Here is a 21,489-nt window from a genome sequence, read left to right on the forward strand (position 1 = left end):
GCCCCGGCCGAGGTGACGCCCGAGCCGGAGACACAGGCCACGGCCCCCGAAGAGGCGGCCACCGAAATTGTCCCCGAGGCGGCAGAGCAACCCAGTTCGGCGCCGGATGCGTCGACGCGTCCGCGCACGCGCCCCGATCGGCCCGCACCCACGCCGACACCGACACCGACCCAGACGGCAGAGGCACCCCCGGAAAGACCGGCTGAAACGCCCGCAACACCTGCCGCGCCCGAACCGCAGCCGAGCGAGACCACCGATTCGGTCGCAGAGGCGCTGGCGCAGGCGCTGGCCGGAGGCACCACGGCGCCGCAGCCGGATGTTCCGACCGGTCCGCCGATGACCAGCGGCGAAAAGGATGCGCTGCGCGTGGCGGTGCAACAATGCTGGGTGGTGGATTCGGGCAGTCTTGCCTCCAACGTCACGGTGACGGTTGCGGTCGAACTGGAACAAAACGGGCGCGTGATTTCCAATTCGATCCGGATGATCGGCTCGGATGGCGGGTCCGGGGCTGCGGTCGATGTGGCCTTTCAGGCGGCACGGCGCGCATTGCTGCGCTGTCAGGGGGATGGCTATCGCATGCCGCCTGACAAATATGGTCAGTGGCAGAATATCGAGATGACCTTTGACCCCGACGGGATGCGGATGCGCTAGGCGGCGGGTTCCTGCCGGGGTAAGGGGTATATGGCGGCGCAGGGCACTTTTTACAGTGTTGTGCGTTTGGTGCTGGAACAAAGACCGTTATGCTGCAGCAGCAAACGGACAGGCGACCGGGACAGGTCGCAGGACAAAGCCTGAGAGGATGGGCAGTTGATGAGACAGATTTTGACCGGCGTCACACTGGCGGCAGCGGCGGCGATGACGCTGCTGGCCGCACCAGTGGCGATGGCGCAGAACGGGCCGCTGCGGATCACGATCACCGAAGGCGTGATCGAGCCGATCCCCTATGCCGTGCCCAGCTTTGTGGCGGAATCGGCTGCAGCGCAGAGCTATGCCGACCAGTTGAGCCGGGTGGTGGCTGACGATCTGAGCGGCACCGGCCTCTTCCGAGAGATCCCGCGCGATGCGCAGATTTCGACCATCACCTCGTTCCAGAGTCCGGTGCAGTTTGCCGACTGGAAGGCGATCAATGCGCAGGCGCTGATCACCGGCGCGGTGGATGTGAACAGTTCGGGCCAGCTTGTGGTGAAGTTCCGGGTTTATGACGTCTTTGCCGGGGCCGAACTGGGCGAGGGCATGCAGTTTGCAGGCACGGCGGATGGTGTGCGCCGCATGGCGCACAAGGTGGCTGACCAAGTCTATTCCCGGATCACGGGCGAGACCGGCTATTTCGACAGCCGCGTGGTCTATGTTTCGGAAACCGGCCCCAAGGACCGGCGCGCCAAGCGTCTCGCGATCATGGATTATGATGGCGCCAACCTGCAGTATCTGACCGACAGCAGGTCCATCGTCCTGGCACCGCGGTTTTCCCCCAACGGCGACCGGGTGCTGTATACCAGCTATGAAACCGGCGAGCCGCGGGTGCATGTGCTGAACGTGGGCGCAGTGCAGAGCCGCATCCTGCCCACCGCATCGGGGCTGATGAGCTTTGCGCCGCGGTTTTCCCCGGATGGACGCAGCGTGGTCTATTCGGTGACGCGCGGTGCGAACACCGACATCTTCCGCATGGATATCGCGAGCGGTTCCACAACGCAGCTGACCACCGCGCCGTCGATCGAGACCGGGCCGAGCTTTTCTCCGGATGGCAGCCGCATCGTGTTCGAAAGCGACCGCAGCGGCACGCAGCAACTGTACATCATGTCGGCCAATGGCGGAGAGCCGCAGCGCATCAGCTTTGGTGCGGGGCGCTATGGCACGCCGGTCTGGTCACCGCGCGGCGATCTGATCGCCTTTACCAAGCAGAATGCGGGCCGGTTCCACATCGGCGTGATGCGGGTGGATGGATCGGAAGAGCGTCTGCTGACAGCTTCCTTCCTGGACGAGGGCCCCACATGGGCGCCGAATGGTCGCGTGCTGATGTTCATGCGCGAGACGCAGGGCGCGCAGGGGGCCTCCTCGCTGTATTCGGTGGATATTTCGGGGCGCAACCTCAAGCGGGTGCCGACACCCGAGGGCGCGTCGGATCCCAGCTGGGGCCCGTTGCAGTGACATCGGCGGCGGTTTCGCAAAATTCTTGAGAAGAATTTTGGCAAGACTTTTCAGGAAAAGTCTTGCGCCGCGCCGGGGGTGAGGTTGACGCGTTTCCAAGGCCGCATGGCTGTGGTAACGTCATTGAAAAGCGAGAGCAGGACAGGATCCATGAAACATATTTCCAAGGCCTTGATGCTGATGGCCGTGCTGGCCGTGTCAGCTTGCACCAACCCCGATCGTTTTGGGGGGGCCGGCGGCGGAGCCGGATCCGGCCAGTATGGTGCGGGCGCAGGCGCAGGCGGTGTCATTCCCGGCAGCGCGAACGACCCACGCTCGACCGCGTATTTCCAGCAGAATGTTGGTGACCGCGTGCTGTTTGCGGTGGATCAGTCGAGCCTGAGCCCCCAAGCGCAGGCAACGCTGGATGGTCAGGTGCAGTGGTTGCAGACCAATTCCGATTATCTTGCCGTGATCGAAGGTCATGCGGATGAGCAGGGCACACGAGAATACAACCTTGCTCTGGGTGCACGTCGGGCCAATTCGGTGATGGAATATCTGATCGCGCGCGGCATACCGGCCAGCCGTCTGAAGTTTGTAAGCTACGGCAAGGAACGTCCGATCGCGATCTGTTCCGAAGAGTCCTGCTATAACCAGAACCGTCGCGCCGTTACGATCATTTCGGCCGGCGGGCTGACCAGCTGAGCCGGATCAGGGGAGGAACGTCATGCGATTGACGGCGATGATTGTGGCGTTCAGCCTGACGGCCGGGGCGCTTCCCGCCCAGCAGGCGGATCAGGCCAAGTCGCTGGCGGATATCCGTCAGGATCTGTCGGTGCTTTATGTCGAGCTGCAGCGTTTGCGCACGGAGCTGAGCACCACTGGTGGCAGCGGCATGGTCGTGGGTGGCAACACCATCGACCGGGTCAACACGATTGAAACGGCGCTGCAGGACCTCACCTCCAAGACCGAGGAGATGGAGTACCGGATCGGCCGTGTCGTCGAGGATGGCACCAACCGGATCGGCGACATGGAGTTCCGGCTTTGTGAGATCGAGCCGGGCTGTGACGTCGGGGCGCTGGGAAGCACGCCGCGTCTGGGCGGTGGCACCGCCCCTGTGAGCGGTGCGGCGGCCCCTGCGCCCGCGCCGTCGACCACCCTGCCGTCGAGTGGCGGCAGTCAATTGGCCATGAGTGAAGAAAACGATTTTCGGCGGGCGCAGGAGGCGCTCGCCAAAAGTGACTTTCGCGGCGCCGCTGACTTCTTTGCGGCCTTCCGCACGGCCTATCCGGGCTCTCCGCTAGAACCTGCCGCAATGCTGGGGCAGGGTGAGGCGCTTGAGGGAACGGGGGACGTGCGTGGCGCCGCACGGTCCTATCTGGATGCCTATTCTGGCTATCCCGAATCGGAGCTGGCGCCCGAGGCGTTATTCCGTCTCGGCAGATCACTGGGCCAGCTGGGCAGTGTGAACGAGGCCTGTGTGACGCTGGGCGAGGTCGGGCAGCGTTTTCCGGGCGCCTCGGTCCAGTCGGATGCACAGGGCGAGATGACAAAGCTTGGCTGTCAGTGAGCCTTTGACGCAAAGCGAAGGATCGCTGGATCAGCGATTTGCGCAAAGCATGGGGTCGCTGCTGGGGCCTGATTTCCCCAGCGACATCGGGCTGGCGGTGTCGGGCGGCGGCGACAGCATGGCGATGCTGTACCTTGCGCACAACTGGACGCGGGTCTGGGGGGTGCGGCTCTGGGTTGCGACGGTTGATCACGGATTGCGCCCAGAGGCGGCGGCAGAGGCCGCGATGGTGGCCGAGGAATGCCGCAGCTTGGGCTGGCCGCATGCGACGCTGCGCTGGCATTGGGACGGGCAGGGCAATGTTCAGAATGAAGGGCGGCAGGCGCGGCTGGGGCTGATCGAGCGCTGGCGTGGCGGGCTGCGGCATGTGCTGATGGCGCATACCCAGGACGATCTGGCCGAGACCTTTCTGATCCGGCTCAAGCGGGGATCGGGTGTGGACGGGCTGTCGGCAATGCGGGCGAAACGTCTTGTGCATGTCACGCAGCCGGTGCCAGAGGAGATTGCGGGGGAGGTTGCGGGCGCGACGCCCGTGGCATCTGACGCACCAAGTGCCGGATTTCACGTGATCCGCCCCTGTCTTGAAATGCGGCGCGAAGAGTTGCGGCATTACCTGCGCACGTTGCAAGGGCGCTGGGTCGACGATCCGTCCAATGAGGATACACATTATGACCGGGTGCGGATGCGCCGCCTGCTTGCCACGCTGGAGGGCGAGGGGTTGGGGGTTGAGACCATCGCCGCAACCGCCAGCCGGATGGCGCGGGCCAAGGCGGCACTGAGCGCGCGTGCGCTGGCCGTCTGGGCGGATCTGGGCAACGAAGGGCAGGCATTGTCGCAGTCCACGGGGGATATCCTGTTCGGGCGCGCGGGGTTTGACGAGGTGGAACAGGACAGCCAGATGCGTCTGCTGGCCGCGGCGCTACAATTTGTCTCGACCTCGCCCTACCGGCCCCGCGCGGAGGCGACAGAGGCGCTGCTGGATCGCATCCTGTCAGGGGGCGGTGGCACCTTGCAGGGGTGTGACGTGCGCACGAATCGCGACACGATCTGCGTTTCGCGAGAGTTGTCGGCGGTGCGGGATCAGGTGAATTCTGTGGGTGATGGCGCGTTGTGGGACGGGCGATGGCAGGTTTTTCATCCGAAATTCAAGGGCTTGGCTATCCGAGCCCTTGGCGAGGACGGTTGGGCGCAATGTGGCGCGCGGACAGGGGGCGCGCCGCCGTTTCGCGCCGCGCTGGTGTTGCCGTCGGTCTGGGACGGCGGGCGGCTGGTCGCCTGCGATGCGCTGGCGATCGGGCCGGGCAACACCACACAGCTGCAAGCGATGGGGCAAGAGCGCATGACCTTTGCCAAGTTCCTTCTTTCGCATTGAACCGTCCGATCTGATCTCTATGTTACATGGCAACGTAGTGTGCTAAGCATTGCGCACCGGATTTTAGGAGGTTTTCCTTGGGAAACGCACGTAACATCGCCTTTTGGGTCGTCCTGTTCCTCTTGGTGCTCGCGCTGTTCAACCTGTTCAGCGGCGGCGGCACAACGCTGCAGAGCCGTGAGATCAGCTATACCGACTTTGTCACGGCGGTGGAGAACAAGACTGTCAGCTCTGTCACACTGGACGGCGAACAGGTGCGGTTCCGCAGCACGGATGGCAATGACTATGTGACCATCAAACCGCAGGACGCCGCTGTCACCAACATGCTGGTCGACAACAACATTCCCGTGCGCGCCGAAGCGCAGGAACAGTCGGGCATCCAGTCGTTTCTGCTGAGCCTGCTGCCCTTTGTGCTGCTGATCGGTGTCTGGATCTATTTCATGAACCGGATGCAGGGCGGTGGTAAAGGTGGTGCCATGGGCTTTGGCAAATCCAAGGCCAAGATGCTGACCGAAAAGCATGGCCGGGTGACGTTTGACGACGTGGCGGGCATCGACGAAGCCAAGGAAGAGCTTGAAGAGATCGTCGAATTCCTGCGCAATCCGCAGAAATTCAGCCGACTTGGTGGCAAGATCCCCAAAGGCGCGCTGCTTGTCGGCCCTCCGGGTACGGGTAAGACGCTGCTGGCACGTGCGATTGCGGGCGAAGCGGGTGTGCCGTTCTTCACCATCTCGGGCTCCGACTTTGTCGAGATGTTCGTCGGTGTGGGTGCGAGCCGTGTGCGCGACATGTTCGAGCAGGCCAAGAAAAACGCGCCCTGCATCGTGTTCATCGACGAAATTGACGCCGTGGGCCGCAACCGGGGTGCCGGGTATGGCGGTGGCAACGACGAACGCGAGCAGACGCTGAACCAGCTGCTGGTGGAAATGGACGGTTTCGAGGCGAATGAGGGTGTCATCATTCTGGCCGCCACCAACCGCCGCGATGTTCTGGACCCCGCGCTGCTGCGTCCCGGTCGTTTCGACCGTCAGGTCACTGTGCCGAATCCCGACATCAAGGGCCGTGAAAAGATCCTCAACGTTCATGCGCGCAAGACTCCGCTTGGCCCAGATGCCGACATGCGCATCATTGCCCGTGGCACGCCCGGCTTTTCGGGTGCGGATCTGGCGAACCTCGTGAACGAGGCGGCCCTGACGGCGGCGCGTGTCGGGCGGCGGTTCGTGACGATGGAAGATTTCGAACATGCCAAGGACAAGGTCATGATGGGCGCCGAGCGCCGGTCCATGGTCCTGACCCCCGAGCAGAAAGAAAAGACCGCCTATCACGAAGCTGGTCACGCCGTTGTCGGCCTGTCCCTGCCGCAGTGTGATCCGGTCTACAAGGCAACGATCATTCCGCGCGGTGGCGCACTGGGCATGGTTGTGTCCTTGCCGGAAATCGACCGTCTGAACTGGCACCGGTCCGAGTGCGAGGAAAAGCTGGCCATGACCATGGCGGGCAAGGCGGCCGAGATCATCAAATACGGCGAGGACAATGTGTCCAACGGTCCGGCTGGTGATATTCAGCAGGCGTCGGCGCTGGCCCGTGCTATGGTGCTGCGCTGGGGCATGTCGGACAAGATCGGCAATATCGACTATTCCGAGGCGCACGAAGGCTATAGCGGGGCCACCGCGGGCCTGTCGGTGTCTGCGCATACGAAAGAAGTGATCGAGAGCGAAGTGAAGCGGTTCATCTCTGACGCTTACAGCCGTGCGTTCCAGATCCTGACCGACAAGAAGGTCGAATGGGAACGTCTGGCGCAGGGTCTGCTGGAATACGAAACGCTGACCGGCGACGAGATCAAGCGCGTGGTCCGGGGCGAGCCGCCCCATGCTGGTCCGGGCGATACCGGTCTGGGCGAGGATGACACACCCAGCGTCACCGCCATTCCGAAGACCAAGCCAAAGGCGAAGCCATCTGCGGATGGCAGCCTGGAGCCTGAACCTTCGGTATGACAGTGACGGCCGATCAGGATTGGAACCCCGGGGCCTACCACAGGTTCCGGGGTTTGCGTTTGCGCCCCGCGCTGGATCTATTGCGGTCCGTGGGGCCGTTGCCCGAGGGAGATGTTGTGGACCTTGGATGTGGCGGCGGGGCAGTTGGCCCGGCGCTGGGGCAGTTGCGGCGGCGGCTGATCGGAGTGGACACAAGCCCCGCGATGCTGGCGCAGGCGCGGCTGACCGGGGGCTATGACCAGCTGCTGGAGCAGGATCTGGCAGAATGGCAGGCTGAGGCGCCGGTGGCGCTGATCTTTTCCAACGCGGCCCTGCACTGGCTGGGGGATCACGAGGCGCTGCTGCCCCGGCTGGCGGGGATGCTGGCCCCGGGCGGCGTTCTGGCGGTGCAACTGCCGCATCAGAACAATGCGCCGTCGCATCGGCTGTGGCGGTCGCTGGTGGACGAGTTGTTCCCGGGGCGCGTGGATGCCCGTCAGGGGCCCAAGGTGATGCTGCCTGCAGAATATCACCGGATGCTGGCGCCGCTGGGCAAGGTGGTGCTTTGGGAAACCGAGTATTATCAGGAACTGGCCCCAGACGCCGAAGGCCATCCGGTGCGCCGGTTTACCGAAGGCACCTATGCGCGTCCGATCCTGAACAAGCTGGACAAGGATGAACAGATCCGGCTGATCACCACCTATGAAAGCGTGATCGGCAAGGCCTATCCCAAGGGGCCGAATGGCACCGTGCTGTTCCCGTTCCGGCGGATGTTATTCACCCTTACCGTCTGAGCGCGGAGTCTTAGCGCAGGGTCTGGACAAGGGGTGGGATCACGCTGAAAGATATGCCAACCGGGCCATGGGTTTTCCCCGTGGCCCTTTTTTATGCGGAGTGCGCGATGCCAGCCCTGAACCCAACCGATTTCACCGCCACCATTCGCTGGCTGGGCCGTGTGCCGCTGTCCGGGGATGGGATCCGGTCCGAAGCGGTCGATGTGGTTGATCTTGGCTGGGACGGTGTTGAGGGAGAGCGGCATTCCGGTGGGACGCGGCCGTCCTGCAGCCGCATGCTCAAGCAATATCCGCGTGGGACCGAGATCCGCAATGTGCGGCAACTTTCGGTGATCTCTGCCGAAGAGCTGGCGCAGATTGCTGAACGTATGGGGCTTGAAAGCATTGCGCCGGAATGGACCGGGGCGTCGATGGTGATCGAGGGCATCCCGGATTTCAGCCATGTGCCGCCGTCGTCGCGCCTGCAGGGGCCGGATGGGGTGACGCTGGTGATCGACATGGAAAACCGCCCCTGCCAGCTGCCCGCGCGCGAGATCGAGGCAGAGAGGGCTGGGTTCGGTGCGCGGTTCAAACCGGCGGCCAAGGGGCGGCGCGGTGTGACCGCCTGGGTCGAACGGCCCGGACGGCTGGCCGTGGGGGATATGCTGCGCCTGCATGTGCCGGATCAGCCGCTCTGGGCGCATATCGAGGCTGTGCTGAGCTAAGGACGGGACGCTCTGGAGTGTCAGACCGGGACGGGGATCATCGTGCCCTGCAGAAGGGCGATCAGGGTTTCATCTTCGCCCGTCCTTGCAAAGACTTCGGAGGTGACGACGATCAGGCGGCGGCCCGGTTTCACCACCTTGCTGCGGGCGATGAGCAGATCGCCGCGGGCGGGGGCCAGCAGGTTGATCTTGATCTCGGCGGTCACGACCTCCTGATCCAGTGGCAGTAGGGACAGCGCGGCGTAGCCTGCGGCCGAATCACCGATGGAAAAGGTGAGGCCGGCATGGCCAAAGCCCTGCTGTTGCCGCGACCCCGGCAGGATCGGCGCGTGGATGGTCACGGCACCGGGCGCCACCTGCTCCAGCGTGGCGCCGAGGGTGGTCATCATCGACTGACGGTCAAAACTGCTGCGAATGCGGTGTTCCATGCGGGAATTGTGCATGGGCGTGTGCGCTGTGCAAGTCCAGTTTAGCGCGGCATCGGGATGGCGCAGGGAGTGGGGCCGGTCAGGATCGCCTGTGCCTTTGGCTGCATGAGGGTGGCAAGCGGGGCGGATTGCGTGAACAGCCCGCCGGTATAGGCGCCATAGGCGGGCAGGATCAGCCGGTGTTCATCCAGCAGAAAGCAGGGCCGCGACAGGCTGCGCCCACGCAAGGCAAGCCGCGCCTTGGGGTGGTAATGGCCCGAAACCTCACCCCGTCCCGTGTCTGTGGCGATGTGGCGAAAGGTCAGCGGGCCAAGGGTCAGCTGCGCCAGATGACTGCCGCCAAGGTTCATGGGGCCGGGATCATGGTTGCCCTCGATCCAGGTCCAGCCGCGCCCGGCCTGCAGGCGGGTGATCCAGAGTTGCTCCTCCTCTGGCAGGGCGGCGCCGATGTCGGGGGCATCGAAACTGTCGCCGAGGCAGAGGACATGCCGGGCCTGCGTCGTGTCGAGGTCAGTTTCCAGCCGCAGCAGGGTTTCGCGGGTTTCATAAGGCGGCAGTGCCGCGCCGCCGTGACGCGCTGCGCGGGCGGATTTGCCAAAGTGCAGATCCGAGACCACCAGCAGATCGCGATCCGGCCAGTGCAGCGCGCCCGAGGGCAGCGCGAACAGCGGGGCATCATGGAAGGTAAAGGCGTAGGACATGGCGGCACAAAGCCGGACCATGACCGGCTGTGCAAGGGCAAAGCGTCAGCCCGGCGTGTCTACCTGCGACAGGCCGGAGTCGTCCATCAGCCGCGCGACCTCATCCGCCAGCAGGCGTTCGTCGGCAGAGCCGCGCACCGGCACGCGCCCGGGTTCGAGGAAGAGCGGTGCCGAAAGGGGCGAGATCCGCTCAAGCGTCACATGGTCGATCCGGTCACCGACCCGCGCGGCCATTTCCCGGATGCGGGCGAAATCGACGAGGCCGCGCATCGCCTCTTCGCGGGTGATCTGCATCAGCAGGTGATCGGGGTCGTATTTCAGCAGGGTGTCATAGAGGATGTCCGAGGACATGGTCGCCTGCCGTCCTGATTTGCGCTGTCCGCCAAGGTTGCGTTCGATCAGCCCGGCGATGGTGGCGCTGGCGCGAAAGGTGCGTTTCATCACGGCATTGCCAGCGAGCCAGCCGTCAAGCCCGGCCTCTAACGCGTCAAGGTCGAACAGGGGGCGCGGATCGGTGACCGCATCCAGCCCCCAGATCAGCGTGGCATAGTCGCTGGCGACGAACCCCATGGGGGCAAGGCCCATCTCCTCCATCCGTTTGGTGAGCAGCAGGCCCAGCGTCTGCATCGCGTTGCGCCCAGCAAAGCCGTAGACCACCAGTTGCTGGCGCCCGTCATGGGGAAAGCTTTCGATGAGCAGCCGACCGGGTTCGGGCAGACGGCTGACGCGGCGTTGCAGGGCGAGCCATTGGGCGGTGTGGGGCGGCAGGTCCGGCCAGCTGTCCTGCTGGAACATGTTCACGATGCGGGCGGACAGCTGGGTGGAGGTGGCAAATTTTGTGCCCATGAAGGTCGCGATCTTTGGTTTCTTGCCGGGGTCGCGGCTGACCTCGACCACCAGATCGCGCAGGCCCTCGTAGCGCACGATCTGCCCGCCGATCAGAAAGGTGTCGCCCTTGGTCAGCGAGGCGGCAAAGCTTTCCTCGACCTCGCCCAGATTGCCACCGCCGCGCCCGCGCCATTTGACCTTGAGCGTATCTGTGTCCTGAATCGTGCCGATGTTCTGGCGGATGCGGGTGGCCGAGCGTGGATCGCGCAACTGCCATAAGCCATCGTCGCGCTGAAGCAGCCGTTGCCAGCGGTCATAGGCGCGCAGGGCGTAGCCGCCGGTGGCGCAGAATTGCAGGCAATCGTCGAACTGGGGACGGGTGAGGGCGGCATAGGCGCCGGCGCTGGTCATTTCGGCATAGAGTTGATCCGCATCGAACGGCCCGGCGCAAGCGGCGATCAGGATGTGCTGGCACAGCACGTCGCGCGGGCCGGGGCCACGCGGATCGCCGTCGAGATCATGCGCCTTGACCGCGTCCAGAGCGGCGACACATTCCACCACCTCGAACCGATTGGCAGGCACCAGCAGCGCCTTGGACGGGGCGTTGTAGCGGTGGTTGGCGCGGCCGATCCGCTGGACAAGGCGTTTGACGTTCTTCGGCGCGCCGACCTGAATCACCAGATCCACATCGCCCCAGTCGATGCCCAGATCCAGTGATCCTGTGCAGACGATGGCGCGCAGCTGGCCTGCGACCATCGCCGCCTCGACTTTTTCCCGTTGGGCGCGGTCGAGGGAGCCGTGGTGGATGCCGATGGGCAGGGAGTCTTCGTTGGCAAGCCAGAGGTTGTGAAAAAAGATCTCGGCCTGGGCGCGGGTGTTGTGAAAGATCAGCGTGGTCTTGTGTTGCCTGACCTGCTCCAGCACCGCCGGAATGGCATAGGCGGCGCCCCCGCCGGACCATGGCGGGGCCTGTTCGGTCACCAGCATCTGAATGTCCGGATCCGGTCCCGGGTCGGCGGTCAGGATGGCGCAGGTGCCTGGATGGCGCGCCAGCAGGCGGGCGATGGCGGCAGGGTCATCTACCGTGGCCGACAGCCCGACGCGCCGCAATCCGGGGCAGAGGGTCGAGAGGCGGGCAAGGGCCAGCATGAGCTGATCGCCGCGTTTCGATTCGGCCAGCGCGTGGATTTCGTCGACCACGACGCGCTGCACCCCGGCAAAAATGCGGGGCGCATCCTCGTAAGAGGTGAGCAGGGCAAGGCTTTCGGGGGTGGTCAGCAGGATGTGCGGCGGGTCGGCGCGTTGGCGGCGTTTGACGTGAGAGGAGGTATCGCCGGTGCGGTCCTCGATCCGGATATCCAGCCCGGCCTCTGTCACCGGCAGGCGCAGGTTGCGTTTGATGTCTGCGGCCAACGCCTTGAGCGGACTTACATAAATCGTGTGCAACCCCGGGGGTGGTTTCGCGCCCAATTCGGCCAGAGTGGGCAGGAAGCCGGCCAGTGTCTTGCCCCCGCCGGTGGGCGCGATCAGCAGCAGGGCGGGCTCTTGGGCGCGGTCCAGCATGGCCTGCTGATGCGGATGGATCTGCCAGCCACGCGCGTCAAACCAGTGCTGAAGGGAAGGGGGCGGCTGCATCATGCCCCTTATCTAGGTGCCCGGATGCCAAATGGAAATCAAAGCCGCCTCAATGGCTTCATCTGCCCAAAAATATCCTCGGGGGGGCCGGGCCGCAGGCCTGGCGGGGGGCAGACAGCCCCCCTGTCCCCGTGCGGCTGCGCGCCCCGGTTCAGACCTCTTCCAGCCGGTCGGTGGCGGGGGGCGGTGTTGGGCTGAGCGCAGAGAGGCGGGCGTAAAGCGCATCGTCCAGCGCATAGTCCATCCCGGCAAGCGAGGGCAGGATCTGTTCGGGTGTGCGGCCCGACAGGATCGGCACGGGGCCGGTGGCATGACGCGCCACCCAGGCGACGGCCAGCGTGGCGGGATCAGTGCACAGCTCCTGTGCCAAGGCCACCAGATCAACAGCAGTTTTATGCATGGAATCAAGACCATAGCGTTTGGCGTAGCGATCATCTTCGGTCAGGCGGCCCGTGGTGTCGCCACTATATTTTCCGGTCAGCAATCCGCCCCCCAAGGGTGAATAGGGCACAGGCAGGATGCCTTCTGATGCGCACATCGGCAGCAGTTCAACCTCGGCCTGACGTTTGACGAGGTTGTACATCGGCTGGATCACGTCAATGCGGGTGCCAAACCGGGCGGCGACGGCCTGGGCTTTCATCACCTGCCAGGCGGAAAAGTTGGACACGCCGATATGGCGGATCTTCTGTTGCGACTGTAATTCGGCAAGTGTTTCAAAACTCTCTTCCAACGGGACGGTGCCATCCCAGCGGTGCAGATAGAGCAGATCGATTGTCTCCATCCGGAGCCGTTTGCAGCTTTCGGCGAATGTTTTCAGGATATTGTCGCGCGAAGAGCCGCCGGTGAAGCCGACCTTGGTGGCAATGAATAGCGTGTCGCGACGGGTGGCGGCAAAGTCCCCCAAAAGCGTTTCTGAGGCGCCGTCGGTATAGACATAGGCGGTGTCGAAATGGCGGATGCCGTGATCGACGCAGATGTCGAACATCGCGCGGCTTTGGGCGCCATCGGCGCGACCGCCGAACTGCATGGCGCCAAAGGCAAAGGGCGGGACGGTCTGGCCGTCGAGGGTGGTGATCTGGGTCATGGTCTGGCCTTGGTTCGGGGTGGGGTCCACGGACGGGGTGCAGGTTTTGGAATGGGTGTTCAGTCCAAGGATGCCGCCTGTCTGAGTGTATCGCTTTTTATGACCTTGCGGCAAAGGCGAAGAAGTTCGCACCGCTCGCTTTCGCTGAGGGTGCCGAAAATTTCGCCTTGCCGCAGGCTGATCCGGGCTTCGATCTCTGACAAGAGGGCCTGACCGGCCTCGGTTGCATAGAGATGTTTGGCGCGGCTGTCGCCTTTCATCGGGGCATCGCGGATCAGGCCACGGTCCTGCAGCAGGGCGACGGCACGGCTGATGGAATTCTGCGGTCGTGGAAAAAGAACCCTGATGTCCCTGGCAAGGAGGCCGGGGAAATGGACCACGGCATAGAGGCTCGACCAGGCCTGAACCGGCATATCATAGGTCTTTTCGATGAATCTGTTCGTGATTTCATTATTGACCAGCACAATGTGGCTGAGGGCCATCAGCGGCCCCAGTTCGGACGAGAACGCCCGTTCCAGCATATCCTTGGGGTCTGCCGTCATGCACCTTTTCCTGACTGCTCCCGTGGTCTTTGGACGTGGAGCCCTTGCAAGATATATCCAAATGGATGTATCGCACCCGAAACGATCTTACCAGCACGTCAGGAATTCTTGGGCAATGATGTTCATGGACCCGGATATGCACAACAAAAGGGTGCCCCATGCCACAACTGGCCGCCTTCGCAATTCTGACCTTCATCCTTTACATCGGCGATGTTGCCTCGATCCGGACGAAATCGAAACTGCCGTCGATCTTTGTCTGCGCGGTTCTGTTCCTGATCGGGTACTGGACCTTCTTTCCCGCCAACATCGTCGAGGTGGCCGGGATTCCGACACCGGTGGTCTATCTTGCCATGTATCTGCTGATCACCAACATGGGCACCTTGCTGTCGGTAGACGAACTGCGGCGGCAGTGGCGCACGGTGATTGTGGCGCTTCTGGGGATCGCAGGGATTGCGGTGATGCTGTTTACTGTCGGGCGTCTTTTCCTCGATTATCAGACTGTTATCGTGGTGACGCCGCCCCTTACCGGCGGTGTGGTGTCGTCGCTGATCATGTCGCAGGCGGCGGCGGATGCGGGGCTTGAGAGCCTGTCGGTTCTGGCGATCCTGATCTATGTGATGCAGGGCTTTCTGGGCTATCCGCTGACGTCCTTTATGCTGCAACGCGAGGGGCGGCGGGTTCTGGCGCTGCACCGGGGCGGCAGCTGGACGGGGGCCATCAAGGCCGTTGAGGTGACGGACAAACGCACGACGCCGCGCCTGTTCCGCAGTCTGCCTGCAGAATATGACACGGTGTATTTCAAGCTGTTCCGGCTGGGGGTTGTGGCGTTCCTTGCCTGGGGTGTGGCGCAGCTGGTCAACCCGTTCTTTGAGATCAGCCCCTTTGTTCTGTGTCTGATCGGTGGCGTTCTGGCTTCCTCGCTGGGGTTTCTGGAGCGGCAGCCGCTGCAGCTCGCGAATTCTTTTGGCTTTGTTATCATGGTGTTGATGCTGTTCATTTTGGGCGGTCTGAACCGGGCGACGCCAGAGATGCTGCTGGATCTGGCAGGTCCGATGTTCGGTGCGATCATCGTGGGGATTCTTGGGATGTATGTGTTTTCCGTCATCGCGGGAAAGCTTTTGGGTGTGACACCGGCCATGGCCTTTGCCTGTTCGCTGACCGCGCTTTACGGTTTTCCGGCGGATTACGTCATCACCAATGAGGTGGTGAATGCCCTGACAGAGGATGAGGGAGAGCGCGAGGTGCTGAGCGCGCATATGCTGCCGCCGATGCTGGTGGCGGGCTTTGTCACAGTGACCATGGTGTCGGTCGTGCTTGCCGGGGTCTTTGCCGGTCTGCTCTGACGGCGTGATATAGAACACGTATGGTTTGCGTATGGATGCCGTATGGCTGGTGATACGGGCCTTGCGCGGTTCGGCAAGGATTGGCCGAGCGGGGTTGGGGTGCGGCGCGGGCAGGATTATCTGAACGGGGCAGCGCCGCGATCCGGTCTGCGAGGCAAGGGGAGAACCACGATGAAGAGCATGATTCTGACAGGAGTTCTGATGGCGGCGGCGCTGCCCGCGCTGGCGCAGGATGGCGGTGCGCAGGGCTGGCAGGCGCGGGGCGCGCTGGAGCAGTATTACGCCCATATCGCCGCCAAGGAGTATGATGCGGCCTATGCACTGTGGGGGCAGGATGGCGCCAGCAGCGGCCAGACGCCCGAGAGTTTTGCCGAGGGCTTTGCCAGCACCAAGGATGTGACGGTGTTCACCGGGCCGACCATGGTCAACGGTGGGGCGGGGTCACTTGATGCCGAGGTGCCGGTGCGGATCGACTCCACGCTGGTTGATGGCACGGTGCAGCATTTCGCCGGGACCTACACGATGCGGCGGGTCAATGATGTGCAGGGGGCCACGGCGGCGCAGCTGGCCTGGCATATCGGTTCGGCGTCGATCCATGTGGCGCAGGATGAGGCCGGGGGCGGGATCCCCGAAGCGATGCAGGGGCGCTGGGGGCTGGTGCCTGCGGATTGCACCAGCACGCAGGGCGATGCCAAGGGGCTGATGACGGTGGGACCCAAGACGTTGAAATTCTATGAATCGCGTGGGACGCTGGCAGAGGTCACGGCGCGCAGCGCAGAGCGGATCGAAGCCAGCTTTGCCTTTGAGGGTGAGGGAATGGTCTGGAGCTATACCGAAGTTCTGGCGCTGCAAGACGGGGGTCATACCCTGACCCGGCAGGAAGAGGGTGACGGCGCGATGCCGGGGGTTCTGAGCTACAGCGCCTGCGACTGAGAGGCGCTGACACTGTCGCTGCCCGGCGCTTGAGTTGTGAGCGAGACAGGTTGGCAGGGTCGTTTGCCCAAAGATTTTGTCCAAAGAAAAAGCCCCGCACACTGGCGGGGCTTTTTTGGTTTGATGCGTCCCGATCAGTTCGGGATATCGCCGGTCAGGCCTTCGACATAGAAGCTGAGGCCCAGCAGGTCGCCGTCGGGGGCGGTTTCGCCCTCGGCCAGCCAGACCGAGCCGTCCTGCTTGTTCAGCGGGCCGGTGAAGGGGTGGTAGGCGCCCGAGCCGATGCTGTCCTTCAGCGCCAGCGCTTCGGCCTTCACATCCTCGGGCACGGCCGAGGAGATTTCGCCGATGCCGACCATGCCGGTGCCGATGCCGTTCCAGGTGTCATCGGATTGCCATGTGCCATCCATCACCGCCTGCACGCGGTCGATGTAATAGGGCGTCCAGTTGTCGATGATCGACGAGACGCGCGGCATGGGGGCGTATTCGGACATGTCCGAGGCCTGACCAAAGGTGATCACGTTCCCGGCCTCTTGTGCGGCGGCCTGCGGCGCTGTGGAATCGGTGTGCTGCAGGATCACGTCGGCGCCGTTTTCGATCAGGGCGCGGGCGGCGTCGGATTCCTTGGCCGGGTCGAACCATGTGTAGGCCCAGATGACCGAGAATTCGACATCGGGGTTGGCTTTCTTGGCGTGGATATAGGCGGAGTTGATGCCGCGGATGACCTCGGGGATCGGGAAGGAGGCGATATAGCCGATCTTGTTGGTCTTGGTCATCTTGCCGGCGATGTGGCCCTGAATGGCGCGGCCTTCGTAGAAGCGGGCCGAATAGACGCCGACATTGTCCGCGCGTTTGAAGCCGGTGGCATGTTCGAATTTCACATCCGGGAACTTGGCCGCGACATTGATGGTCGGGTCCATGTAGCCGAATGAGGTTGTGAAGATCAGGTTGCAGCCGGAGAGGGCCATCTGGGTGATGGCGCGTTCGGCATCGGCGCCTTCGGGCACGGATTCCTGATACACCGTCTCGACCTTGTCGCCGAATTTTTCTTCGAGGGCGAGGCGGGCGCGGTTGTGTTCAAAGGTCCAGCCGCCATCGCCGATCGGGCCGACAAAGATGAAGCCGACCTTGACCGTCCCGCCATGGGCGGCTGCAAAAGCGCTGCTGGCGAGGGTCGAGCCGACGATCGAGGCGGCGGCGGTGCTGAGAAGGGTTCTGCGGTTCATGGTATCTCCCTGGGAAAAATTGTTTTGGCCTCAGCTAGAGGCGTGGAAGGGGCGGCCAAGTGAGGCCGGTGCGCCATGGGCGCCTCGGGCTGAGATGATCACCAGCACGAGAATGGTTATCAGATAGGGCGACATGGACAAGATCTCGACCGGGACCTTGACGCCTGCGGCCTGCAGGTTGAGCTGCAGCACGGTGACCCCGCCAAAGAGGTAGGCGCCGATCAGCACACGCTCGGCCCGCCAGGAGGCGAAGACGACAATGGCGAGCGCAATCCAGCCGGAGCCTGCGGTCATGCCTTCGGTCCATTGCGGCACGCGCACAAGCGACAGGTAGGCGCCGCCAAGGCCGGCACAGGCGCCGCCAAAGAAGATCGCCATCATGCGGATGCGGATGACCTTGTACCCCAGCGCATGGGCGGCATCGTGGGATTCGCCGACCGCGCGCAGGATCAGCCCGGCGCGGGTGTATTTGAGAACGGCCCAGACGGCGAGCACGAGAAAGAGCGAGACATAGACCATCGGGTCATGGCTGAACAGCATGCGGCCCAGCACGGGGATGTCGCCAAGGATGGGAATGTCGAGCTTGGCCATGGTGGGGGTTTTCATGCCCTCATACGGCTTGCCGATCAGCGCGGACAGGCCAAGGCCGACAAGCGTGAGGCCAAGGCCGGTGGCGACCTGATTGGACAGCAGGATCTGTGTGAGAATGCCAAAGCTGAGCGACAGCACGGCTGCGGCAAGGGCGGCGGCCATGAAACCCAGCGCCGGGCTGCCTGTGCTGACGGCGGTGGCAAAGCCGACCACCGCGCCGGTGATCATCATCCCCTCAACCCCAAGGTTCAGCACGCCGGCCTTTTCCACCACCATCTCGCCAATCGCGGCGAGCAGGATGGGGGTGGCCGAAATCATGATCGAGGCGATCAGAAGAATCGGGTTGATCGAGCTCAGGTCCATCAGGCCACCTCTGTCTTGCCAATGCGGATGCGGAAATTGGTGAAGACATCCGTCGCCAGCAGGAAGAACAGAAGCATCCCCTGAAACAGCTGGATGGAGGCACCGGGCAGGCCGAGCATGAGCTGGGCCAGTTCGCCGCCGATATAGGTCAGCGCCATCAGCAGCCCGGCGAGCAGGATGCCGATCGGGTTGAGGCGGCCCAGAAAGGCGACGATGATTGCGGTAAAGCCATAGCCCGAATTGAAGTCGATGGTGATTTGTCCCGCGGGGCCGGAGACCTCGAACAGGCCGGCAGCCCCGGCGAGGGCACCGCCGAAGCCGAGGCAGAGAAAGATGATGCGTGCGGGCGAGACACCCGAGAAACGCGCGGCGCGGGGGGCTTCGCCGGTGAGGCGGATGTTGAAGCCCTGAATGTGGCGAGTCAGCAGCACATGCGCAAAGATCACCGCCATGAAGGCCGCGAGCACCCCCCAGTGCATGCCGGTGCCGGGCAGAAGTTCGCCGTTATGCGCCGCCGGATATTGCTGAAAGTTGCGCGAGCCGGGAAAGCCCATGCCCTCGGGGTTGCGCAGGAGCTTCTGCGAGACGGAGGCAAGCAGAGCTTCGGCCACATAGACCAGCATGAGCGATACGAGAATTTCATTGGTGCCGAAGCGAACCTTGAGCACGGCGGGGATCATGGCCCAGGCCCAGCCCCCGAGCGCGCCGGCGATCACCATGGCGGGAAAGATCAGCGGGTTGGTGGTAGGATAAAAGGCAAGGCCCATGCCGGCGCCGCAGATCGCGCCCATGATATATTGCCCCTCAGCACCGATGTTCCAGATCCCGGCGCGAAACCCGAGCGACAGGCCAATGGCGATCAGGATCAGCGGTCCGGCCTTGACCAACAATTGCGGGCGGGAATAGGCGGCGAATTGGGGGTGAAACAGCGGATCCCAGAAGATGATGCGGATCGCCTCAAGCGGCGGTTTGCCCAGCAGGGCGAACATCAGGCCGCCGACGATCATGGTCAGCAGCACCGCCAGAAGCGGGGTGATCGCGGTCCAGAGGCGCGAGGGCTGCGGGCGACGTTCGAGGCGGATCATGAGCGTCCCTCCGGGCGGGGCGCCCAAAACTCTTTAGAAGAGTTTTGCCAAGAATTTTCAGAAAATTCTTGGGCGCGGGGCCGGGGTTGGATGATCTCAGGCCACATGGGCCACCTCCATGTCATGCGCGCCGCCCATCATCAGGCCGATCTGCTCCATGTTCAGCTCGGCTACGGGCCGTATGGTGGACAGGCGCCCTTCGTTCAGGGCGCCGAAGCGGTCCGAGACCTCCATCAGCTCGTCCAGATCCTGACTGATCACGATGATCGCAGCCCCCTTGGCGGCCAGATCCAGCAGCGACTGACGGATGGCGGCGGCGGCGGCGGCGTCCACGCCCCAGGTCGGCTGATTCACCACCAGAACATCGGGGCGTTGCAGGATCTCGCGTCCGATGACGAATTTCTGCAGGTTGCCGCCCGACAGCGCGCCTGCGGCGGTGCCCGGCGAGGGGGTGCGCACGTCAAAATCCTTGATGACCTTTTCGGCGAACAGGCGTGCCTTTGCCCAGTTCACGAAACCGCCTGACACCAGCCCCTCGCGCCGCGCTGCAGTCAGGAGACCGTTTTCGATCAGGCTCATCGCGGGGGCGGCGGCATGGCCCAGACGTTCCTCGGGCGCAGAGAGCAGCCCGGCGTCGCGGCGGGCCATGGGGGCCGCGCGGCTGACATCCGTCCCCTTGAGCGTGACCGATCCGGGATCAGAGAGGCGTTCGCCCGACAGGGCCGCCAGCAATTCGTCCTGACCGTTGCCCGCCACACCGCCAAGGCCCAGCACCTCGCCCGCTTTCACACTGAACGAGATGCCGCGCAGCGGTGTGCCAAAGGCGCCGGGGGCGGGCAGGGTGAGGTTCTGCACCTCAAGCAGCACCGCGCCCGAGGCATGGTTGCGCGCCACGGGAGAGGCAAAGGACGAGCCGACCATCAGTTCGCCCAGCTCGCGCGCGGTCGAGTCCGCCGGGGTGCAGGTCGCGACCTTTTTGCCCAGCCGCAGGATGGTGGCGTGATCGCACAGCGCGCGGATCTCTTCGAGCTTGTGCGAGATATAGAGGATGGCGGTGCCTTCGGCGCTGAGCTTGCGCAGGGTGGCGAACAGGATCTCGACCTCTTGCGGGGTCAGCACCGAGGTCGGTTCGTCCATGATCAGCAGGCGTGGCTTCTGCAGCAGGCAGCGGATGATCTCGACGCGCTGGCGTTCGCCGGCCGACAGCGTGCCGACAATGCGGAACGGGTCCAGCGGCAGGCCATAATTTTCCGACACATCGCGGATCTGCTTGGCAAGGTCGCGGGTCTTGGGCGGGTTTTCCATGCCGAGGGCGACGTTTTCGGCAACCGACAGCGCCTCGAACAGCGAGAAATGCTGAAACACCATGGACACGCCCGAAGCGCGGGCCGCCTTGGGTTCTGCCGGAACATAGGGCGCGCCGCCCAGCGTCATCTCGCCCTTGTCGGGTTTGACGAGGCCGTAGATCATCTTGACCAGCGTGGATTTCCCGGCGCCGTTTTCGCCCAGCAGCGCGTGGACTTCTCCGACACGGATGTCGAAGGAGATGTCGTCATTGGCGACGACGCCCGGATAGGCCTTGGTCAGGCCCCGGAGGCTGAGAAGTGTGTCTGCCACGTGGCACTGTCCCTGTCTTTTTGCATGTTCAGTAGCTGCGAGGCGACCCCGACGGCAATGGCCTGCGGATGTTTGCCAAGATTTTTCTGCCCAATGGGGCAGCAGATGCGCGCAATTTGGGCGTCAGTGTGCCCCAGGTTGTGTAACCGCTTGCGAAAGCGGGCCCATTTGGTGTCAGAGCCGATGAGGCCGGCAAAGCCAAAGCCATGGGTCAGCAGCGCGTGGCAGAGGGCAAGATCCAGCTCGTGACTGTAGGTCAGTATCAGGTGCTGCGCGTCTTTTGCGGCCAGCGGTACGGCGCGGATGGGGTCTGCTGTGGGCAGGGCGGTGACGCTCTGCGGGATATGGTCAGGAAAGCGGTCCGGCGCGGTGTCGACCCAGGTGAGGGCGAGATCGGGAAGAGGGTGCAGCACATCGACCAGCGCGCGGCCCACATGGCCGGCCCCCCAGATCCAGAGGGCATTGGACGGTTGCAACAGCGGCTCGATCATCCAGCCCTGAAGAAGCTGCGGCTGCGGCGCCTCACCCCGGGCGCGGGCGCGGTCCAGCAGGCGCTGCACGGCGAGCGGGCGGGGG

Annotated in this window: 19 protein-coding genes and 1 pseudogene; 10 read left to right on the forward strand and 10 right to left on the reverse strand. The window is 63.8% G+C overall.

All coding sequences use genetic code 11. The features are described from left to right. From P775_RS28245 to P775_RS22085, 8 genes and pseudogenes are all read left to right on the forward strand, one after another. Positions 1 to 651, forward strand: a pseudogene (locus tag P775_RS28245) (cell envelope biogenesis protein TolA); the annotation flags it as partial. Positions 652 to 810: 159 nt separating this feature from the next. Beyond that, positions 811 to 2,145: a Tol-Pal system beta propeller repeat protein TolB gene (gene tolB, locus P775_RS22055; protein WP_099913008.1), complete on the forward strand. Its 1,335-nt coding sequence runs from the start codon at positions 811 to 813 to the stop codon at positions 2,143 to 2,145. 150 nt (positions 2,146 to 2,295) lie between these two features. Beyond that, positions 2,296 to 2,829 carry a peptidoglycan-associated lipoprotein Pal gene (pal, locus tag P775_RS22060; protein ID WP_099913009.1) on the forward strand — a complete coding sequence of 178 codons (534 nt, stop codon included), beginning with the start codon at positions 2,296 to 2,298 and terminating at the stop codon, positions 2,827 to 2,829. Between the two features lie 22 nt (positions 2,830 to 2,851). Next, a complete protein-coding gene (locus P775_RS22065; protein ID WP_099913010.1) occupies positions 2,852 to 3,694 on the forward strand; it encodes a tetratricopeptide repeat protein in 843 nt (280 codons plus the stop codon). Then, a complete protein-coding gene (gene tilS / locus P775_RS22070) occupies positions 3,681 to 5,066 on the forward strand; it encodes a tRNA lysidine(34) synthetase TilS (protein WP_245875813.1) in 1,386 nt (461 codons plus the stop codon). Before P775_RS22065 ends, tilS begins: the two co-directional genes overlap by 14 nt. A 77-nt stretch (positions 5,067 to 5,143) precedes the next feature. Continuing rightward, a complete protein-coding gene (gene ftsH, locus P775_RS22075; RefSeq protein WP_099913011.1) occupies positions 5,144 to 7,060 on the forward strand; it encodes an ATP-dependent zinc metalloprotease FtsH in 1,917 nt (638 codons plus the stop codon). Further along, positions 7,057 to 7,833, forward strand: coding sequence for a methyltransferase domain-containing protein (locus P775_RS22080; RefSeq protein ID WP_099913012.1), 777 nt, complete (start codon positions 7,057 to 7,059; stop codon positions 7,831 to 7,833). The genes ftsH and P775_RS22080 overlap by 4 nt, the downstream gene beginning before the upstream one ends. Before the next feature lie 107 nt (positions 7,834 to 7,940). Beyond that, complete coding sequence (locus P775_RS22085; RefSeq protein WP_099913022.1) at positions 7,941 to 8,537, forward strand: MOSC domain-containing protein; 597 nt, start codon at positions 7,941 to 7,943, stop codon at positions 8,535 to 8,537. Positions 8,538 to 8,557: 20 nt separating this feature from the next. On the opposite strand, the gene P775_RS22090 is transcribed toward P775_RS22085, so the two are convergent. From P775_RS22090 to P775_RS22110, 5 genes are all read right to left on the reverse strand, one after another. After that, positions 8,558 to 8,980 carry a PaaI family thioesterase gene (locus tag P775_RS22090; protein ID WP_245875814.1) on the reverse strand — a complete coding sequence of 141 codons (423 nt, stop codon included), beginning with the start codon at positions 8,978 to 8,980 and terminating at the stop codon, positions 8,558 to 8,560. A 26-nt stretch (positions 8,981 to 9,006) separates the two neighbouring features. After that, the gene (pdeM, locus tag P775_RS22095) at positions 9,007 to 9,687 is read right to left on the reverse strand and encodes a ligase-associated DNA damage response endonuclease PdeM (protein WP_245875815.1); all 681 of its coding nucleotides are present in this window, start codon (positions 9,685 to 9,687) and stop codon (positions 9,007 to 9,009) included. Between the two features lie 24 nt (positions 9,688 to 9,711). Continuing rightward, complete coding sequence (locus P775_RS22100) at positions 9,712 to 12,132, reverse strand: ligase-associated DNA damage response DEXH box helicase (RefSeq protein WP_099913013.1); 2,421 nt, start codon at positions 12,130 to 12,132, stop codon at positions 9,712 to 9,714. A gap of 148 nt (positions 12,133 to 12,280) precedes the next feature. Continuing rightward, entirely contained in the window at positions 12,281 to 13,213 is a 933-nt protein-coding gene (locus P775_RS22105; protein WP_099913014.1) for an aldo/keto reductase, read from the reverse strand. Positions 13,214 to 13,272: 59 nt separating this feature from the next. Then, on the reverse strand, positions 13,273 to 13,755 hold the full coding sequence (locus P775_RS22110; RefSeq protein ID WP_099913015.1) for a MarR family winged helix-turn-helix transcriptional regulator: 483 nt from the start codon (positions 13,753 to 13,755) through the stop codon (positions 13,273 to 13,275). A 158-nt stretch (positions 13,756 to 13,913) separates the two neighbouring features. Here P775_RS22110 and P775_RS22115 point away from each other — a divergent pair, with 158 nt between their 5' ends. Together P775_RS22115 and P775_RS22120 are read left to right on the forward strand one after the other, a co-directional pair. Further along, entirely contained in the window at positions 13,914 to 15,098 is a 1,185-nt protein-coding gene (locus P775_RS22115) for a hypothetical protein (RefSeq protein WP_099913016.1), read from the forward strand. 42 nt (positions 15,099 to 15,140) lie between these two features. Further along, positions 15,141 to 16,031: a hypothetical protein gene (locus P775_RS22120; protein ID WP_099913017.1), complete on the forward strand. Its 891-nt coding sequence runs from the start codon at positions 15,141 to 15,143 to the stop codon at positions 16,029 to 16,031. A gap of 134 nt (positions 16,032 to 16,165) precedes the next feature. Here P775_RS22120 and P775_RS22125 read toward each other — a convergent pair whose 3' ends face one another. From P775_RS22125 to xdhC, 5 genes are all read right to left on the reverse strand, one after another. After that, entirely contained in the window at positions 16,166 to 17,257 is a 1,092-nt protein-coding gene (locus P775_RS22125; protein ID WP_099913018.1) for a BMP family ABC transporter substrate-binding protein, read from the reverse strand. A gap of 30 nt (positions 17,258 to 17,287) precedes the next feature. Continuing rightward, positions 17,288 to 18,211: an ABC transporter permease gene (locus P775_RS22130; RefSeq protein WP_180287534.1), complete on the reverse strand. Its 924-nt coding sequence runs from the start codon at positions 18,209 to 18,211 to the stop codon at positions 17,288 to 17,290. Further along, positions 18,211 to 19,296 carry an ABC transporter permease gene (locus tag P775_RS22135; protein WP_099913019.1) on the reverse strand — a complete coding sequence of 362 codons (1,086 nt, stop codon included), beginning with the start codon at positions 19,294 to 19,296 and terminating at the stop codon, positions 18,211 to 18,213. The genes P775_RS22130 and P775_RS22135 overlap by 1 nt, the downstream gene beginning before the upstream one ends. A gap of 96 nt (positions 19,297 to 19,392) precedes the next feature. Then, complete coding sequence (locus P775_RS22140; RefSeq protein WP_099913020.1) at positions 19,393 to 20,913, reverse strand: ABC transporter ATP-binding protein; 1,521 nt, start codon at positions 20,911 to 20,913, stop codon at positions 19,393 to 19,395. Next, positions 20,880 to 21,489, reverse strand: a 610-nt coding sequence (gene xdhC, locus P775_RS22145) for a xanthine dehydrogenase accessory protein XdhC (protein WP_099913026.1), incomplete at its 5' end; no start/stop codon positions are given. The genes xdhC and P775_RS22140, both read right to left, overlap by 34 nt.

Origin of the sequence: Puniceibacterium antarcticum, assembly GCF_002760615.1 — a bacterium.
GTDB classification, from domain to species: Bacteria; Pseudomonadota; Alphaproteobacteria; order Rhodobacterales; family Rhodobacteraceae; genus Puniceibacterium; species Puniceibacterium antarcticum.

What these genes read in the sequence shown, in the direction of transcription:
- P775_RS22090 (WP_245875814.1), bottom strand. Translation starts at nt 8,980, where the DNA reads ATGCACAATTCCCGCATGGAACACCGCATTCGCAGCAGTTTTGACCGT.
- P775_RS22125 (WP_099913018.1), bottom strand. Translation starts at nt 17,257, where the DNA reads ATGAACCGCAGAACCCTTCTCAGCACCGCCGCCGCCTCGATCGTCGGC.
- P775_RS22110 (WP_099913015.1), bottom strand. Translation starts at nt 13,755, where the DNA reads ATGACGGCAGACCCCAAGGATATGCTGGAACGGGCGTTCTCGTCCGAA.
- P775_RS22130 (WP_180287534.1), bottom strand. Translation starts at nt 18,211, where the DNA reads ATGGACCTGAGCTCGATCAACCCGATTCTTCTGATCGCCTCGATCATG.
- P775_RS22100 (WP_099913013.1), bottom strand. Translation starts at nt 12,132, where the DNA reads ATGATGCAGCCGCCCCCTTCCCTTCAGCACTGGTTTGACGCGCGTGGC.
- P775_RS22105 (WP_099913014.1), bottom strand. Translation starts at nt 13,213, where the DNA reads ATGACCCAGATCACCACCCTCGACGGCCAGACCGTCCCGCCCTTTGCC.
- tolB (WP_099913008.1), top strand. Translation starts at nt 811, where the DNA reads ATGAGACAGATTTTGACCGGCGTCACACTGGCGGCAGCGGCGGCGATG.
- P775_RS22120 (WP_099913017.1), top strand. Translation starts at nt 15,141, where the DNA reads ATGGCTGGTGATACGGGCCTTGCGCGGTTCGGCAAGGATTGGCCGAGC.
- P775_RS22080 (WP_099913012.1), top strand. Translation starts at nt 7,057, where the DNA reads ATGACAGTGACGGCCGATCAGGATTGGAACCCCGGGGCCTACCACAGG.
- pdeM (WP_245875815.1), bottom strand. Translation starts at nt 9,687, where the DNA reads ATGGTCCGGCTTTGTGCCGCCATGTCCTACGCCTTTACCTTCCATGAT.
- pal (WP_099913009.1), top strand. Translation starts at nt 2,296, where the DNA reads ATGAAACATATTTCCAAGGCCTTGATGCTGATGGCCGTGCTGGCCGTG.
- P775_RS22115 (WP_099913016.1), top strand. Translation starts at nt 13,914, where the DNA reads ATGCCACAACTGGCCGCCTTCGCAATTCTGACCTTCATCCTTTACATC.
- P775_RS22135 (WP_099913019.1), bottom strand. Translation starts at nt 19,296, where the DNA reads ATGATCCGCCTCGAACGTCGCCCGCAGCCCTCGCGCCTCTGGACCGCG.
- P775_RS22065 (WP_099913010.1), top strand. Translation starts at nt 2,852, where the DNA reads ATGCGATTGACGGCGATGATTGTGGCGTTCAGCCTGACGGCCGGGGCG.
- P775_RS22085 (WP_099913022.1), top strand. Translation starts at nt 7,941, where the DNA reads ATGCCAGCCCTGAACCCAACCGATTTCACCGCCACCATTCGCTGGCTG.